At 40.2% G+C, this 16,733-nt stretch carries 15 protein-coding genes and 1 pseudogene; 8 read left to right on the forward strand and 8 right to left on the reverse strand.

The features are described from left to right. Window positions 1–302 precede the first annotated feature (302 nt). Together lpxL and L2W36_RS23280 are read left to right on the forward strand one after the other, a co-directional pair. Window positions 303–1,232 (forward strand): LpxL/LpxP family Kdo(2)-lipid IV(A) lauroyl/palmitoleoyl acyltransferase, encoded by a 930-nt coding sequence (gene lpxL / locus L2W36_RS23275; protein ID WP_236111725.1) that lies wholly within the window; start codon window positions 303–305, stop codon window positions 1,230–1,232. 50 nt (window positions 1,233–1,282) lie between these two features. Beyond that, window positions 1,283–1,684: a hypothetical protein gene (locus L2W36_RS23280; protein WP_038222205.1), complete on the forward strand. Its 402-nt coding sequence runs from the start codon at window positions 1,283–1,285 to the stop codon at window positions 1,682–1,684. 92 nt (window positions 1,685–1,776) lie between these two features. On the opposite strand, the gene L2W36_RS23285 is transcribed toward L2W36_RS23280, so the two are convergent. Further along, window positions 1,777–2,907: a 1-acyl-sn-glycerol-3-phosphate acyltransferase gene (locus tag L2W36_RS23285; protein ID WP_006070949.1), complete on the reverse strand. Its 1,131-nt coding sequence runs from the start codon at window positions 2,905–2,907 to the stop codon at window positions 1,777–1,779. A gap of 199 nt (window positions 2,908–3,106) precedes the next feature. Between L2W36_RS23285 and L2W36_RS23290 the strand changes: the two genes are divergently transcribed. Then, window positions 3,107–3,715, forward strand: a complete 609-nt coding sequence (locus L2W36_RS23290) for an AraC family transcriptional regulator (RefSeq protein WP_236111726.1) — start codon at window positions 3,107–3,109, stop codon at window positions 3,713–3,715. Here the strand turns inward: L2W36_RS23290 and L2W36_RS23295 are convergent. The 5 genes from L2W36_RS23295 to L2W36_RS23315 form a co-directional block, all read right to left on the reverse strand. After that, window positions 3,712–4,089 (reverse strand): helix-turn-helix domain-containing protein, encoded by a 378-nt coding sequence (locus tag L2W36_RS23295; RefSeq protein ID WP_236111727.1) that lies wholly within the window; start codon window positions 4,087–4,089, stop codon window positions 3,712–3,714. The genes L2W36_RS23290 and L2W36_RS23295 overlap by 4 nt on opposite strands. Window positions 4,090–4,179: 90 nt before the next feature. Next, entirely contained in the window at window positions 4,180–4,803 is a 624-nt protein-coding gene (locus L2W36_RS23300) for a response regulator transcription factor (protein WP_236111728.1), read from the reverse strand. Window positions 4,804–4,905: 102 nt separating this feature from the next. Continuing rightward, window positions 4,906–5,505, reverse strand: coding sequence for a response regulator transcription factor (locus L2W36_RS23305; protein ID WP_006070942.1), 600 nt, complete (start codon window positions 5,503–5,505; stop codon window positions 4,906–4,908). 11 nt (window positions 5,506–5,516) lie between these two features. Further along, window positions 5,517–6,647 carry an EAL domain-containing response regulator gene (locus L2W36_RS23310; RefSeq protein ID WP_006070941.1) on the reverse strand — a complete coding sequence of 377 codons (1,131 nt, stop codon included), beginning with the start codon at window positions 6,645–6,647 and terminating at the stop codon, window positions 5,517–5,519. Next, window positions 6,640–8,778, reverse strand: coding sequence for an ATP-binding protein (locus L2W36_RS23315; protein WP_110165279.1), 2,139 nt, complete (start codon window positions 8,776–8,778; stop codon window positions 6,640–6,642). The genes L2W36_RS23310 and L2W36_RS23315 overlap by 8 nt, the downstream gene beginning before the upstream one ends. Before the next feature lie 336 nt (window positions 8,779–9,114). Between L2W36_RS23315 and L2W36_RS23320 the strand changes: the two genes are divergently transcribed. From L2W36_RS23320 to L2W36_RS23340, 5 genes are all read left to right on the forward strand, one after another. Then, entirely contained in the window at window positions 9,115–10,035 is a 921-nt protein-coding gene (locus tag L2W36_RS23320; RefSeq protein ID WP_236111729.1) for a LysR family transcriptional regulator, read from the forward strand. A 325-nt stretch (window positions 10,036–10,360) separates the two neighbouring features. Continuing rightward, window positions 10,361–10,948, forward strand: a complete 588-nt coding sequence (locus L2W36_RS23325) for a fimbrial protein (protein ID WP_006070936.1) — start codon at window positions 10,361–10,363, stop codon at window positions 10,946–10,948. A 73-nt stretch (window positions 10,949–11,021) separates the two neighbouring features. After that, a complete protein-coding gene (locus tag L2W36_RS23330) occupies window positions 11,022–13,442 on the forward strand; it encodes a fimbria/pilus outer membrane usher protein (protein ID WP_236111730.1) in 2,421 nt (806 codons plus the stop codon). 8 nt (window positions 13,443–13,450) lie between these two features. Next, window positions 13,451–14,158, forward strand: a complete 708-nt coding sequence (locus tag L2W36_RS23335; RefSeq protein WP_236111731.1) for a fimbrial biogenesis chaperone — start codon at window positions 13,451–13,453, stop codon at window positions 14,156–14,158. Then, entirely contained in the window at window positions 14,133–15,032 is a 900-nt protein-coding gene (locus L2W36_RS23340) for an OmpA family protein (RefSeq protein WP_236111732.1), read from the forward strand. The genes L2W36_RS23335 and L2W36_RS23340 overlap by 26 nt, the downstream gene beginning before the upstream one ends. 281 nt (window positions 15,033–15,313) lie before the next feature. Here the strand turns inward: L2W36_RS23340 and L2W36_RS23345 are convergent, their stop codons facing one another. Together L2W36_RS23345 and L2W36_RS23350 are read right to left on the reverse strand one after the other, a co-directional pair. Beyond that, window positions 15,314–16,153 carry a hypothetical protein gene (locus tag L2W36_RS23345; RefSeq protein ID WP_236111733.1) on the reverse strand — a complete coding sequence of 280 codons (840 nt, stop codon included), beginning with the start codon at window positions 16,151–16,153 and terminating at the stop codon, window positions 15,314–15,316. 253 nt (window positions 16,154–16,406) lie between these two features. Next, window positions 16,407–16,733 (reverse strand): annotated as a pseudogene (locus tag L2W36_RS23350) (hypothetical protein); the annotation flags it as partial.

Below are 16,733 nucleotides of genomic sequence, written 5' to 3' on the forward strand. Positions count from 1 at the left end.
CACCTAAATGTACAAACTTGATTTGATTATAGACAACCTCCGACAAATCACTACGTTACGTGACATCAAGTCAATCGATAGATCTTTATAATTTCATAACCAGTCAGTATTAAACATTCAATATAGGGAATAGTAACTACCAATCAATGGAACGCGCTCTCATCAAGAAATATTAGTAGTACTGACGGTATTCAATGCTTCTCCGAGTCATGTCTTCACTGAACTGCTCGATTTTATATTCATTATAGATTGCCCAAATTACCAATAGGGATCATTGGCAACTAAACGCGAATACTCAAACTATGAATATTGTACCAAGACCGTTATTTTCAGTGCGAATGCTAGCCCCTAAATACTGGGGAATCTGGTGCGCCTTTGGATTTCTCGCTTTCATCGTCAACGTCCTTCCTTACTCCTTTTTGCGCGGACTAGGCACTGGAACTGGATTATTGGCGATGAAAATACTCAAGAAACGGTCCCAAGTTGCCGCCCAAAATCTAGCACTTTGTTTTCCTCATTACACAGCTCAACAACGCGATTTAATACTGAGAAACACCTTTAAACGCACTGGCATCGCACTGTTTGAAACGGGTATGGCTTGGTTTTGGCCTGAATGGCGACTACGCAGAATCTCTTCCGTTGTCGACAGGGAAGTCCTTTTAGAACAAGAGTCGGCGGGGCGAGGAACCTTGGTAGTGTGCAGTCATCACCTAAATCTAGAAATGACCGCTTCAATATTCGGTCAGTTTGCTCAAGGTTTTGGCGTTTATCGACCTCATTCAAACCTGGTTTACGAGTTCGTCCAACATCGAGGTCGCACCCGAAGTGGCCATCAAATGATTGACCGAACAGATGTTAGAACCATGCTTAGAGCGCTTAAAAAGGGATGCCGACTCTGGTATTTACCAGACCATGATTATGGTCATCACAACTCAGTATTCGCACCGTTTTTCGCCGTGAAGCAAGCCGCTGTAACCGCTGGCCCTAGCGTCCTCATTGATGCCACAAACTGTGCCGTAATTTCAGGGGTTACTGTCGTACAAGACAATCATTATACGTTGCATATTGGCGAGGATTTGAGTGAGCAAATTCCAAGACGTGCCCCTGAAACTGCAGCCAAGGTACTAAACAAGGAACTAGAAGGAATGATTGAGCGCGATATTCCCGGCTGGATGTGGCTGCACAAACGGTTTAAGACTCGTCCAGAAGGTGAGAGCAGTCTGTACTCTTAATGATCGATTCCCTAAGAAAACAATATCTAAAGTGAAAGGACATTTGTTGTATGTTTCGACCCCTACTCCTACTATTAAGCATCGCCTTAACCTCACCAGTTAGGTCGATGGAGTATGAAACATTAAGTATCGATCAGCCAGCGATACACTATTCCGAGTTGGCGTTTCCAAATAACGATAACATCCAACCTAATCGCAGTGACTTCTCTGTCAATAACTATGTTCTCATGAGCAGCGAGTCAGGTGAGCGGTGGGCGGTCATTACTGTTACCAATACTTCCTCAGCTAAACGTACTATCAATCAAACACAGTTAGTTGCTATCTTGGCTAATGGCGAACGTATATTTGCTGAAGACTTCCATGAATCAGTTAGTCCGAACAAAACCACTTCTCTCACTATTAACTTTGGTTGGAACAAATTTCCAATTTTATCGATCTATTCAAGACACTAAGCGTCAATTAGCCGCTTGCCTTTTCTAAAAATAAAAAACCAGTCAATACGACTGGTTTTTTTTAACTTTGAGCTCGTGCCCTACAACAAAAATTAAGCGGAGAGTTTCTCGCGCTCTTTAATGATGTTTTTTACCGGGTTCGCATAGCTATCAATTAAGAACGGGTGAGCACCCTCTGGTAAAGCATCCAATTTATCTTGAAGCGTCGCGCGAGTCGTTCCAGTGATAAACTCATCTTCCAAACCTGCAGCCAACTTATTGATTGGAAACAGTGTGTAGTTTTCGTGAATCTGACGATCAATCTCTTCTGCAAGCGCTTCTGGCGTATCAAAATCTTGATCGATTACGTCACCAAACACAACGTGAACACTATCTTTACGGCCTACAATACCTTGAACGATACTCTCGATATCTTCAAATTCTCCTTTCTCGTAGTTACCATGCGTCGCTTTCTCGTAAAGCTCGTTAGCTTTCGCGATGTCACATGGATCGTTTTCATACGAAATCGAAACAGGAACAATCTTTAAAGAACGGATGTACTCAGCAAAAGGTATCTTTTGCTTACGCCCTTCTACGTGGAACATTTTAAGAATAGCCGGATCAGTAAAATCGTTACCATCTTTTGCTCGGCCTTCTTTTTGGGCGATCCAAATGGAATTGCCTGTGTCCAGTGAGTGTTTAATGTATGACGACAAAGTACCCAACGCCTTCATCATTTCACGAGGGCCTTTCAAGGAGCGCTTTACAATAAAGCTCTTGTTTAGACGCATCAGTTCTGTAGCGCAAGGCTTCTTCAACAGGTTGTCACCAATCGCGATACGAACTGTTCTATGGTTCCCTTCATGCAGACCATAGTTGACTAGAGCCGGATCCATCGCAATGTCTCGGTGATTGGAGACAAATAGATACGACGTATTTTTGTCTAGTTTGTCGAGACCTTTGTACACCACGCCTTTCGTCGTCGTATCCAAGGTTTGCTCTAGGTATTTTTTTACCTCTAGTTGAATAGCTTCAACGCTATCCAGTTTCGCCCACTTGAACTTTAAGTACACTTTTACCATTGGGCTCATAAGAGCTTTGAACCAAGGGGCATGATTTGAAAAGCGATGTTGCAAAATTGCATCTATAAACTCTGCATCATTAATCAAACGATCAATCGCTGCAGGAATCTCTTCGTCGTTGTACGGACGAATATCAATATATGGGTCGTTTTGTGTTGTCATGTTTGTTACATCAAATTAAAAGCTGCACTATTCTACGCTTAGTGTATAAAGACCGCAGCTAACTTAAGTCTATTTTTGTTAAGGTCAGACCACACTTTTGCATGATTGTTCAGCACAGCGCACATAAAAGTGCGATCTTTGGTTGGATTTGGGATTCACTCACGGTAATCTACGCGCAGTTTAACTACCAAAGATCATCATGAACCACGCCATAGACTTTCAATCCATCAGCTACGACTTGCTGACCATTACATCTCGTAAAAAGACACTACATAATCAGCTGTTCAGAGTTGAAAGTGGAAAGGTATTGTTGAAGCTTGGAAAAAATGAATATGTCTTTAACGCCGGTGATGCTTTTTGGCTACCTATCGAGTGTTTGATGAGCTTAACCATCCTTCCAAACAGTCAGCTAAGCTTGGTTAAATTATCGGTAAGACTTGCAGATCAGTTTCCTAAGAAAGCTGGCAAGGTTCATTTGAGCCCACTTTCTAAAGCACTGCTAGATAAACTACTTCATGAAAGCGATTTAGCGACCGTTAAAGACTTACTGCAAGTCGTGCGACGTGAGATTATTGAACTGCAACCTAAGCTTGCTCAAACGCCAGAATGCTTGGCGATAAGCAAATGGCAGCCTAAGACCGATAGTATTTCTGGTGAGTTATCACTTGTGCTATTGGTGAGAGAAGCTCGCAAACAACGATTGTCAGGTACAAAGTTAGACGTCATCTGTGACAATCTTTTTGCAGGAAATAGAGAACAATTGCAGCTGCTTTCTCTAAGTCTACTAGGCAATACCGAACTAGACTAACCGATATTACCACCCACAAAATTTATGTTCATAAGACAGTAACCAAAACCGCGAATATTAACGACGTCAAACTCGGTTTTGGACTCCCTTAGAACATTACGGCATTTGTGAATCGTATGCGTTAAGTTATTATCCGTCACCGGACGTTGCCAAACATAGTCTTTGATGTTGTATTTCGAAACTATGTGGTTTTCTCCATAACGAGAAAAAACACATAAAGTACGAACTGTAAGCATCGACATATTAGTGAGGGAGTTCATCTCAACGACTTTTTCCTCATCAATTTTTAGTTTCAGCCCTAAATACATTTGAAGCTTATTTAGTTGCTCACACCCAGTGCAAGAACTCAAATCACACACATGTTCACATTTCACCGAAATATAACCTTAAGCTGACTATTAGCTACCATTTTTATCTTGGTTTTATGATAGCTAATAGTCGATATGCATATCATAGGAGTTATGCTACCTCGCTGTAAGAAAGCTCTCACAAGCATTCACTTTCGGTACAAGATCCATGATATTGGATACGTCAAATTTCTCTAACACTCGCTTTTTATAGGTTGAGACAGTTTTATCACTGATATTCAGTCGACGAGCTACCTCTTTATTTCTATGGCCTTCAGTAAGTAATTTAAGTACTGTTAATTCTCGGTCTGAGAGTTGAACTTCATTAACTTGCTCATGGTTCTGATGTTTTTTAAATGCATAGCCATTGGCCGCAGCCATTAGACAAGCTTCTAGGGTTTCGATTGAGTCTAGACGAGATACGACGCCCATAATCCCCATAGTGTTAAATAGTCGCATGTAAGACATAGACGTATTCATACTATAAGCAATGGTATAAATATGAGGTCGTGATTCTGACAGAAAGGTCATCAACTCAGACGCAGCAGATAGGTCACTCATTGGATCAAACAGGATACAGTGCACCGATTTAGTTTGAGTGAAGGTATGAACATCAGAATAATCTCGAAGACTATAGATGTTACCTGCGAATGACTGATTGGTAATAAGCTCGGTTAATGACTGACGTAATAATGGTTGGGATTCGACAACAATAAAGTTGATAGAATTTTCTTGTAACATGACTACCTCGTAGATTAATTAACTTGAGTAATCCATTACCGAGGCGCCATAGTATTTAAATTTGTTTCACTGCGGGGAAAAGCTAGTTTTCCTAAAAAGAAATCACTTTAAGATATAGCTCGAGTTTTTGACTAGCATAAACACAGAACGCACATCGTATTTGTCCAGAATTCGACGTTTGTAAGTACTAACCGTCTTCTCACTAATGTTCATCCTTCGAGCAATTTCTTTGTTTGTATGTCCATCCAATAACAGTCGAAGCACAGCACTCTCACGAGTAGATAGCTTGATTGTTCCGTTGCCGTGAGAAGTGGCCGTATTAATTTGGCGAAAATAGGTGTAACCACTATTTACTGCTTTAATCGCATCAGCAACTCGAGAAACACTTTCTTTTTTGTCCAAGTAACCGGAAGCTCCTGCACTGACTGCTAAATCAGAACACAATTTTTCATCTTTACTAGAAATAACAATGACTTTACCATCAAAGCCAAACCGTTTTGCTTTGTGAAGTAAATCGAAACCATCATCATCACCCAACTCAATATCTAATACGAGGATATCAATCTTATTCTCAGCCAAAAAAGACAACGCTTTTTTGGCATTAAACGCTTGTTCAACAACAACATTTTCAAAGTTCTCTTCAATTACATTTTCGAGCGCCGCACACACTAGCGGATGATCATCAACGATCAAAATATTCATTCATTAAACCTCTATACTTTTGGGCTTGGTTTACCCAACAAAAAACCCTGACATATATCAAACCTTAGCTCTTGGGCTAATTGAAGCAGGTCATGATTTTCTACTCCTTCTGCCACCGTTTGGATATTCAGTTCTCGACAAACTGAGACTATATTTTTTATCAACGCGTACGTTTTTTCATTTTCATTTCCTGCCAACAAAAGCTGCCTAGATATCTTTAGCTCATGAAACGAAAGATTCGCTAGCTTTCTAAAAGTCGCATGGTCGTCACCAAAATCATCGATTGAGAACTTCACACCCACTAGAGATAACTTGTTGAATGCGTATAGAAATGCACTATCCAACAAGTAACTTCTCCCCTCCGTAATTTCGATAATGATTTTGTTAAAATCAAAACCAAACGATTCGACTAAATCAATGATGGAGCTCACCATTCCTGGATTAGAGAAAATATCCGGCGGTGCATTAATAGAAAACGTCACATCGACATTATTTGATTTCCAGTAACGAATCGCCTTCTCCAAACTGAGTAAAAAGAGTTGGCAATAGAAACTTGTTGGTAGGTCATCCGTTAAGAATCGTGCCGCGGGTATTGTGCCTTGAATAGGATGCTCGAAACGAGAAAGTACCTCATACCCAACGACTTGTTGTGAATCCAGCGCAACCTTTTTTTGGTAGTAATTCACTATCTGGTTTCGGTATAACGCCGTAAGTAACTCATGCAGTTGAAAGTCGTCATCGAGTCCATTAGGCCGGATACTTTCGCTCAACATCAGTGACTGCAGAGTCTCTTCTAACGTATCAATACAAAATGGCTTCTGTAGAAAGTTTACGTGCTTAAACCCTAACTGATTCGCCATTAGTACCACCGATTGAGAAAAACCTTGAGCAATAGAGCTGATCATCAAAATCGGGACAGATTTATCAATCGAAGCCAGTCTTTTTATGAAGTCTAGGCCATCACAAACAGGCATATCGACATCACAAATGATCAGTTCAAATGTCTCGGTTGCTAAGATTCTAGACGCAACTTCTCCATTTGCTGCGTGCTGTATCGTGTCGGCTCCTAGATCGTTTAAATAAACGCTGGTTACTTCTCTATCGATGTTACTATCGTCAATCAACAAAACGCTGTTATACATTACTACTTCCAACTTCTCTCAATTTATTTGATAGAACCTCGATCAAGACCTTTTTACCCTCAAGAATCTCCTCAATATTTCTCGATTCTAAACACTGACTCTCTAATTGCCCTGCCACATCGCCCACTTCAAACTCCCCTATTGAGTTAGCTCCACCCTTTATTTTATGAGCGATTTTTCTAATTATCTCTTCATCAACTGCCGACTTTAGAAGATATAAGTCGTTGGTCATTGTTTCTCTAAATACTTGGACCAATCGTTTTCTTTTATCATCAGATAACGTGGACATATAACTGGATATTTTCTGGTTTTTCCCAGATGAAGTTTTGTACTTCGCCTTGTTACTTGATATTACTTCGAATAGCCTTTTAACTTCGAAAGGCTTTAAAATAATGTCATCAAAATCGAGCATTTTTCTGCGCAATGACTTCGAATGCTCCGCAGTACAGCCGACGATAGGCTTGTACTTGAATGACGATAAATTCTCTCTCACCCATCTAACTAACGATATTCCATCCATCTTCGGCATGTGGACATCCGTAATCAACATATCGTAGTGCTCTCCATTTACTTGCAACTCCTTTTTTGCCTCAAGGCCATCTGACACAATCACCGCATTAATGCCCAACAGGTCCATTTGCTCACTCAACATATATTGGTTAATAGGATTATCTTCCGCGATTAATACCTTTAGCCCTGCCAAGTTGTTGACACCACCACTAGTAAAGCCTCGATTTTTGGTACCGATTTTCTCTTTACACTTGTAAAACAGATCTGGATAGAAAGGTTCAGTACTAATTTCCCAGATTCCGTACTTTTCGTTGAATCCCATTCCTAAACGTTTGTCATTGATCAGGATGTAGCTGTCTCTGTCATCTTTACTCTTCAATTCATCGATAGAGTCGATTATTTTTATGCATTTATCTTTTTCTTCGCATGAAGAGAACCAGTTACTAATATGGGTATTTTGTCCTGTGTAGTTAAAGCATATTTTCGTTTTCTTATACTCGTAACTTTTCAGTGGCAAAGAGATCATGACACTCGTGCCCTCACCCTCTGTTGAATTAATCGAGATATAGCCTGACATCAACGTGGTGAGCTTTTTAACGATCGCTAAGCCAAGACCTGTGCCGCCATATTTTCGCTCAATTGAATCATCTGCCTGACGAAATGGGTCGAATATCGATTCCAATTTATCTGGACTGATCCCGATACCCGTATCATCAACGATAATACTGATGTTCTGTTTAGTAGCTCGTACCGTTACTTTTATCTTTCCTTGTTCTGTAAACTTAACTGCATTAGAAAGGACGTTGTTGACTATCTGGCTAAGCCTTAAGGCATCCGTTAGGATGAATTCGATCTCACTACTATCCCATTGAGTTTCAAATACAAGACCCCTTTCTCTCGCTGAAGCTTCATGCAATCGAACCAAGTCCCCAAGAAGATCAGTATATGAAACAAACTCCTCGACTAAAGAAATGCCTTGGCTATCTAACTTACTGTAGTCAAGAATATCGTTAACCAATAATTGTAAGTTCTTTGCCGAGGACATAAGGCTTTTGAGCTTATAGTCATCAGCAATGTTTCGATTTTCATAAGACAACAATTCCAATAAACCAATCATTGATGCTATTGGCGTTCTTAGCTCATGACTCATTGTCGCCAGAAAACGCTCACGACTTTGCACAGCTTGCTCTGCAAGCCAGTGTGCTTTTTCAAGTGCCGAGCGCTGCTGGTACTCAGAGGTAACATCGTCAACTACCGTCAGCATTTTTTCACTGTTTGGTATCGTCCGCTTAGTCACGCGGATTTTGTCGATAAAACCAAATTCACATCGTTTTTTATATTGGGCGTTTTTAAGATTGTGAATACTGTCTTCCTGTCCATCTATCTGTTGGTGAATGCCACAACCACCAGACTTTAGACATGAATCATAGTAAGGGCAGTTACACCCCTCTAAACCTTTGTCACTTTCTAGGAATATTAAGCTAGGAAGCTGGGAAATAATATTTTCCGTCCAAGACGGTATTTCATTACGGCCAGTGTCTAATTTCGAACGATTTCTTACCGAGAATACCAATACTGATAGTGCCGAAATTGCTAAACCCAGTGTAATAAGTAGGTACATTCTTACTTCCTCCCGGAGTGAGGACCTTAGACTAAGAAAGTCTTGCCCCAAGAAGCGAATGTAATTTGATTGGCTGAGTCCACTATCACTAGGTTTATCATCTATAGTTAAAGAAAAATCACCAAATGCATATCCTAATGATGGGATAAGACAGACAGCTATAAAAGCTATAGTCTTAAATGAACCGCATGGCTTTCGCATTACATAACGCCTACAAGAAATAATATTCCTTAATCTTATCTTGTTGTGCTAAATTTCGATGTAAGACTGGATGACTCGTCAAGTACGAAATATACTACATAACACTATGTTTTATTATTTGAGAACTCTTAACCTATGAAACAGGTGGAAAACCTTCAGTTACTATATACGCTACTTGAAGTATATTACACGCAGAGTTTATCCGAGGCGGGGCGAAAGCTTGGTAAAACGACGAGTTCTGTGAGTAAGGATATTTCTAAGCTCAGAGAGCAATTAGATGATCCTCTTTTTGTACGCTCGAATAATCGGATGCTTCCTACCGAATATGTCAAAAATATTGCTCCCGAGATAGAGCAAATGCTAAGTGACATACGTCACACTTTAACGTCTAGAAATACTATTTCAAATGAAAATTATCGTAAACCTATAAAAGTAGCTATTACACACATACTAATGGAGCTATATGGTGACGAGATATCACTGCAGTTGTCAAAACAATTCCCCAGTGCAAAAATCGAACTAATGACATGGGATTCTCAAACAAATCAACACCTTCAAGATGAGAAAATAGATTTTGGCATTCACTTGAATCTTGTTTACCACCCGGGAAAAATCCGATACAAGCGCATTACTGCAACTAAACTGGTTGTGATTTGTCCTCAAGAAGATACTAACAAACCTTTGGAGCAACTATCACAAGAACGTGAATTTATGTTTCTTCGACTCAAAGACTGGAATGATGTTGAGTCCAACTTTTTCGATATAGCAGAAAAGAATGGTATTCCAATAAAACATTCTTTCGTCGTAGATAATTTAAGTACTGCGATGAAATTAGTTAACCAACAGAAGCTGTGTTTTATAGTACCAAAAATCATCGCCGACTATTACCGTTCACCATATATATTATGGCAACTTCCTACAAGAGGTATAATCATTGGCCTCTACCATCATGCTCAACAGAATGAAATGTTAACCAATATTTTTTATGACAGCATATCACAGATTCTTAAGTCTCCTCCTGCCACTTGTAGCTTGTTTGATAGTATTTATGAGTAGTATAAGAGTGACGTCATTGAATTTTCTTTAGCGTGTATCCAAAAGGAAGCTATTGGTAAAAAACTCTCTGATATAAACCAAACTATTTCTTATCTATTCTAAAGTAAACTCTCCGAGTTTCAATCAATTATACATCCCCAAAAAACACTGCACACAGTTATCTGACACCTGTGTGAGAATAATACTACACCCAGACACGTCAATTCTCATTAATATCTTTAAACCGTTAAGTAAAATAGAACATGCCTTTGTTATGGGAGGCAGAAAACTATATCAGTGTTATTAGGTATTATTGTAAATTTCAAATTCCAAAAGGATATATCGAATGAAAAAAAGTGTTCTGATTAAAAGTGTTTTAGCTAGCAGCATATTACTAGTTAGTGCAGGTTCTTACGCCGCTGATGGCACTATTACTTTCAACGGTAAAGTAACTGCTGCTTCATGTACCGTTACTGGTGGTGCAACCGGTGGTGGTAGCGCATCTACTAATCTAAACGTGACACTGCCGAGCATTACTACAGGAAGTATTGGCACAACTAAAGGTGACTTAGCTGGTATGACAGCATTTACCATCACGCTAACCGATTGTAAGAGCCAATCAACCACAGCTGAAAAAATGCGTGTTGCTTTTTCCGGTGTTGGTGATCCAGCAAACCAATACGTACTAAAAAACACAGCTAGCACTACTCCTGCTGGTGGTGTGGGTATCCAACTACTCAAGGAAGATGGCGTTAGCATCATCGACATTAACGGTGGTAGCAATAAAGCTGACGAAACAACGCTTCCAACAAGTGCAGAAACTGCAGAATCTTACATCCTCAATTTCAACGCAGCTTATGTCAATGTAAGTGGCTCTGCACCTACTGCAGGTACCGTAACTTCAGTCGCAAACTACACCATCGAATATAACTAAAGCTTACGCGTTCGCATACCACCCGGAGTCAGTTCCTCTTCGGAGCTGACTCCCTGATTTCTGTCGGTACAGCATGAAGAATCATCAATTTTTAAGCTTCATCCCACTATTGTTTTCATATCAAGTATTCGGTTCAGACTTCGACTTGAGCTTTATGAATAGCGATATTTCTGGTGAAAAACTTGATACACGCTGGTTTGAACAAGCTATTGCACCTGGTGAGCACATGATCGATGTTGAGCTCAATGGGCTTAGTTCTCAACGTATGCTTGTCGAGTTCAAACAATCTGCTGCCAACGATATCCAACCTTGTCTTTCGAAAATTCAACTGCTGGATTTAAATATTAAACTGCCGGAAGTTGGAAAAAGCTGCTATACCGTCACAGACATCAGCCCGATGGCGACGGCTAACTATATTTCTTCACAATCGCTGCTCGTGCTTACTGTACCCGACATTAACATCGAGAAGAAAGACGGTAAATTGAAGACACCTCCATCTAAATGGGATCAGGGTGTCAACAGCGTTAAGCTGAATTACAACTCTTATATTAGCGGAACAAGCAATTCATCCGCCGTTAATGGCTACCTCGGTGTTCAAGGGTTGGCAACATTTGGCATGTGGCGACTCAAAGGCGGCGGTAACCTCTATAAGAATGGCGATGCATTTAGCTCGAACTTGAGTGATTTCTTTGTATATAGAGATATAGATAGCATTACTTCTAGAGCCAATTTCGGTGAAATTCGTTCAAGCAACATCTCCGCGATTAACGGCTCACTACCACTAACGGGCCTTAGTCTTGCTAAAGCAACCGGAATGTATAAATCTCACTGGAATAATTACGTTCCCGTTCTTAAAGATGTAGCCTTAAGTTCGGCCAAAGTTACCGTGCTCCAAAACGGACTCGTACTATACAGTCGCGTTGTGCCACCTGGTGAGTTTGAAATTGATGATCTTGACGTTTCAAGTACAGGTGCCGATTTAGAGCTCGTCATCGAAGAAAGTAACGGTCAAATTCGACGCAGAACTATTCCATTTACTAAGCTACCATCCCTACTTCGTGAGGGCAGCTTTAATTACTCCTTCTCAGCAGGTCAATACCGTAATTCGAACTCTTCTGTTCAGCCAGCGGTATTAACAGGCGGTCTAGAGTATGGACTGGGCGTGATTACGCCTAAATTCTCATCATTACTTTCCGAGCAATATTATTACGGCGAACTGGGTGTGACCTATGACTTAGGCCAATTTGGAGCTATGTCTTTCGAAAGTGGCGCAACACGTTATACGAGTTTTGAGGATAACCAACAACACAGCGGATTTATCTTAAAGAGCTTGTATGCGAAACAATTCTACCGTTCAGCAACCAGTTTACAGTTGGTTGGTTATCAATACCGATCGCCCGATTTTCTAAGCTTCGAAGAGTTTGTCTCTACAGCAAGTGACATGGACAGTAATGAACAGATTCGACTTGGACTGCGTAACCGATTTGAGGTATCGGTGAACCAACCCATTAGTGAAGCAACATTGTACTTATCATATAAGTATGACACCTACCACAATTCATCCTTGAGTGGCACATCACTGTACTCATCTTTGAATTTCAATCTTGGTCGCGTTTCCGTTGGTATGAATTACACGATTAGTGACACTGTGCAAACCAATTATGGTGTGAGTAGTGATAAGAGAATTGGTTTATCTCTATCGTTACCATTTGGAGAAAACAACGACTCTAGTGTGGTGTTCTCATCAACACACGAGCAAAACACTGGTGCACTTAATAATCAGTTGTCGTACAACGGTAGAACCGGAAATTACGACTACAGCACGACAGTCAGTCAAACCTCAAATGATACAAAAACTGGCAATACTTCCGTCTCGGCCATGGTAAGAAACTCGACACCTTACGGTCAGTTTTCTGCAAATGTCGAGTCTAATGGAGAGACAACGTCAGGGAGTCTCAGCGCCAACGGTGGTTTACTCATCTATGACGGGGGAATTGTTGCAGCTCAGTATCTAGGGGAAACCACCGCAGTTGTAAAGGTGGATGATGCGGAGAATCTGATTGTTAATCACAACCCAACACTCAGGACAAACAAGGACGGTATTGCTGTTATTCCTTACTCAAATGATTACGGCTCTAATAAAGTCTACATCAATGCAGAAGAGAACTCAGACGTTCAATTAGTGGAGTTCAGCAAAAACTACGTTCCAAGACGAGGCTCTACGGTCCTTATAGATCTGAAAGCTCGTGTAGGTAAACGTGTACTAGTGAAACTTAATACAGACGCAAACCTATTTGGAGAACCTGTTGTTTCACTCGATAACCAATCAGATGAGATGTCATTTGTTGGTACTGACAATATTGTTTATCTGTCAGGGATTAAACCTGACCAATCAGCAACTTTTGTTGTTGGTTCTGGTCTTTGTGAATTTTCAATCAGTGTAAGTCCTGACTCTAAAAGTTTGCAGGACATCGTTGAGCGAAGCTGTAATTAGGTACAAATATGTTATTGAGATCGTTATTAGTCATTGTTGTTAGTCTATTTCCAATTATTGAAGCGCACGCGGGAGTGCGCCCTATTAATACTAGGGAGATAATTACAACAACCAAAGAACATCAAGTTGACATCATCAATGATTCTGCAAGTGAATATCTGGTGCAATCTTGGATTGAGGATAGCGATGGCAACACTCGGGACCTGCCGCTAGTACTTACGCCACCTATCTTTAAGCTAGGCGCTAATGAACAAGGTTTTGTGAGAATTCTACCGATTGAAAACAAACTAGCCAAAGATAGAGAGAGCATTTTCTTCCTTTCGGTACAAGAGATCCCTAAGAAAGCGGAAACTGACCAGAACCAGCTAAATATTGCCGTCAGAACTCGGATCAAGATCATCGTTCGTCCCGACCAATTGGATATGACCGGGCTTCTTGATGCAGCTAAACAGCTGTCTTGGAACATCATTGAAGAAGACGGGAAAAAATACCTTCAATCAACGAACAATACCCCTTATTACCTAAGCCTTGGTCACCTAAAGGTCATTAATGGCAGTGTATCTAAAATACTCGATGATAGGTTCAAAATGACGCCACCTTTTGGTCAACAAAAGTATGCGGTACCTAAGGGAATGGACATTAAAAATATGTCCTTGGAATACGGCATTATCAATGATTATGGTGGTTTAAGTGAAATTCAAACTGTTAACTTTTAGTATCTGTTTAACACTCTCTGCGGGAGCATGGACTGCTCCCGATACCGTTTCTCCCATCAATGACGAGAACGACTATCTTGGGTTTGCCGCGGGCTATCAGCCTACTAATGATTATTTTTCTCCTAACATCACATATGGAGTAAACATAACACCAGACTTGGTAGTTGAATCACGTCTTGGTTATAACAACACACAACTCGATAACAAACACCTGTTAGCTCGAATCTCCTTGTTTGGTCGCTCACAACTCGATTCTGGCACTGCCCTACTATATGGACCATTCATTCAATATGAAGATGAAACGCATCCATTTAGAACCGGCTTTTCCAGTGTTATTAAACATCATTTAGACAGCGATGTGGCCTTGTTTGGCGGTATATCTGCGGTTATCAAAAAAGAATCGGATGTCAAAGTTCTTCCAGAATTTATATTGGGCATTACTTGGGCAATTCCTGGACCAGAGCCAACTCGTGCTAGACCTCTAGATCCCCGACCTGCTGTAATACAGCAAACATCTGAGAAAGTGGCAGTACAATCAACGCTCCCACCAGAAAGAGCCATTGTCGAAGCAACACATGTGTTCAAGGTAAACTCAAGCTATATAAGCAATGAAAAAGTGCTTAAAGAAAGTATCCAGTATCTTCACCAACATCCAGATATGAGTATTCGAATTGTCAACAAGCACTCGATAGGCGGAACCGCGGCTTATAATAAATGGTTGGGGCAAAGAAGAGTTGAAAGATTGCGTGTTTTTTATACCGAAAATGGCATTGATAAACAAAGGATGGTTATTAAGTCTTCATTTAAAGATCAAGATAAACTTGGCCAACCATTGGTACAGTTCTCGTATTTCGAAACAACCAAAGCTAATTAGTACACTCTTCACTACCTCTATTCATACTTAACGTTAAAAGCCTACTTGATAGTAGGCTTTTAATTTCCCCTATGATTTTAGATTCCCAATGTCTTCACGCCAATTACCTGCTATTGGCCAACAATATCGTTGATTGGTTTAGAGGATAGTATAAACCAGACGTTATATGAGAATTAAATTCGATGTAGCCTAAGGATCATAATGACAGAAGATGTGATGATTGAAGCTCTAAAGACCATCAACAATCACTATCCGTGACTGTTGATGTAAGAAAGAAGAAACTAGTTATATCTAACCGTAATTTGCGTTTGAAAGCTAAAATTCCCGTATCCCGATGACGATCCCAATTGGAATTTAGCACGCATTGGAATAGTGAAGCTGTTTCCTTGAGCATCGTTACTAAACTCGTACATTGTAGAGAACAACATCTGCGATTCCGAACCCAGATTATTGAAAATGTTCATTAATACGATCTGACCGTTACCATTATATAGAAGTGAACTTTTGTCCAAGCTTAAAGACACATTAGTCATATTGACTGGAGTAACAGTTAACTGAACGTTATTTTGCATCACAGACTTATCTGCACAGTTTAACGCTATGTTGAAGTAGCTACTAACTTCATCCCTCACACCTTTTACTAACGCAGGGACTTCGACGTTAGTTGGATGGGTAACATTGCAAGAAGCATTATATACCGGGATTTGTTGAGAGTTAGGGACACTAGATGGGCTAACATATGCACTACCACCGGTATTATAAATAAAACTTGCTAGGTTATATTGAGTAGCAAGATTTAGTGTTACTGAACTGGCGTTCTGAATCTCACCAGACTTAATGACGTTGAACATTGGTTGATTGAACGTGCCACTGATATTTTGGTTGTTTCCATATGTTGGTTTTTTGAACTGATTAAAGATTATTTCGTTATTAACACCTGCAACACCTCCAACCATAAAAGTGCCTTCTAATACGATACCTTCTACATTACTTCGAAACTTCTTTTCTCCAATATAGCTTCCAGCTGCCCCTCGGGTACCAACCTGTAGTACAACGCCATTGTTAGTAAAACTTTGAGTTTTGCAGGAGTAATTCGTCGAAAGGATTAATTGACCTAACACCTCGCCATCTTTATAGACTTCATTCGAACTAGGTAGGTTAACACCGGAGTATGTTAGCTTTTGATTTGTAAAAGTGCACTCGCCGCTATTTAAGGCTAAGACTGCTTTGCTAGCGAAGACCAACAGTAGAATTAAAAATCTAGATAGGTTCATTAAATGTCATGCTCAGTTCTATAAAACGCATGCCATTATATATTCGAAATCAACACTTCAAAGTACGATTATTCTTACTTCAATGTAGGCAGAAGGATAATTAGTTATACCTAACAGCAACCTGAGTCTGAAAACTAAAATTTCCATAACCTGATGAAGAACCTAATTGGAACTTTGCTCGCATAGGGATTGTAAAGCTACTTCCCTGACTACTGTTACTGAATGGGTACATAGTTGAAAATTGCATCATCGCTTCTGTACTATTAACACTATTAAAGATGTTCATTAAAACCATCTGATTGCGGTCATTAAAAACCAATGTCGTCTTGCCCCCTCTGGCAGGATTGTTGTCACTGTTAAAATTTAACCAGTATGGGCGGTATTGAGTAAACTTTGTCTCGTATACCAGCAGAAAGAAAAGAAGCCA

It is taken from the genome of Vibrio sp. McD22-P3, assembly GCF_021568915.1.
GTDB classification, from domain to species: domain Bacteria; phylum Pseudomonadota; class Gammaproteobacteria; order Enterobacterales; family Vibrionaceae; genus Vibrio; species Vibrio mediterranei.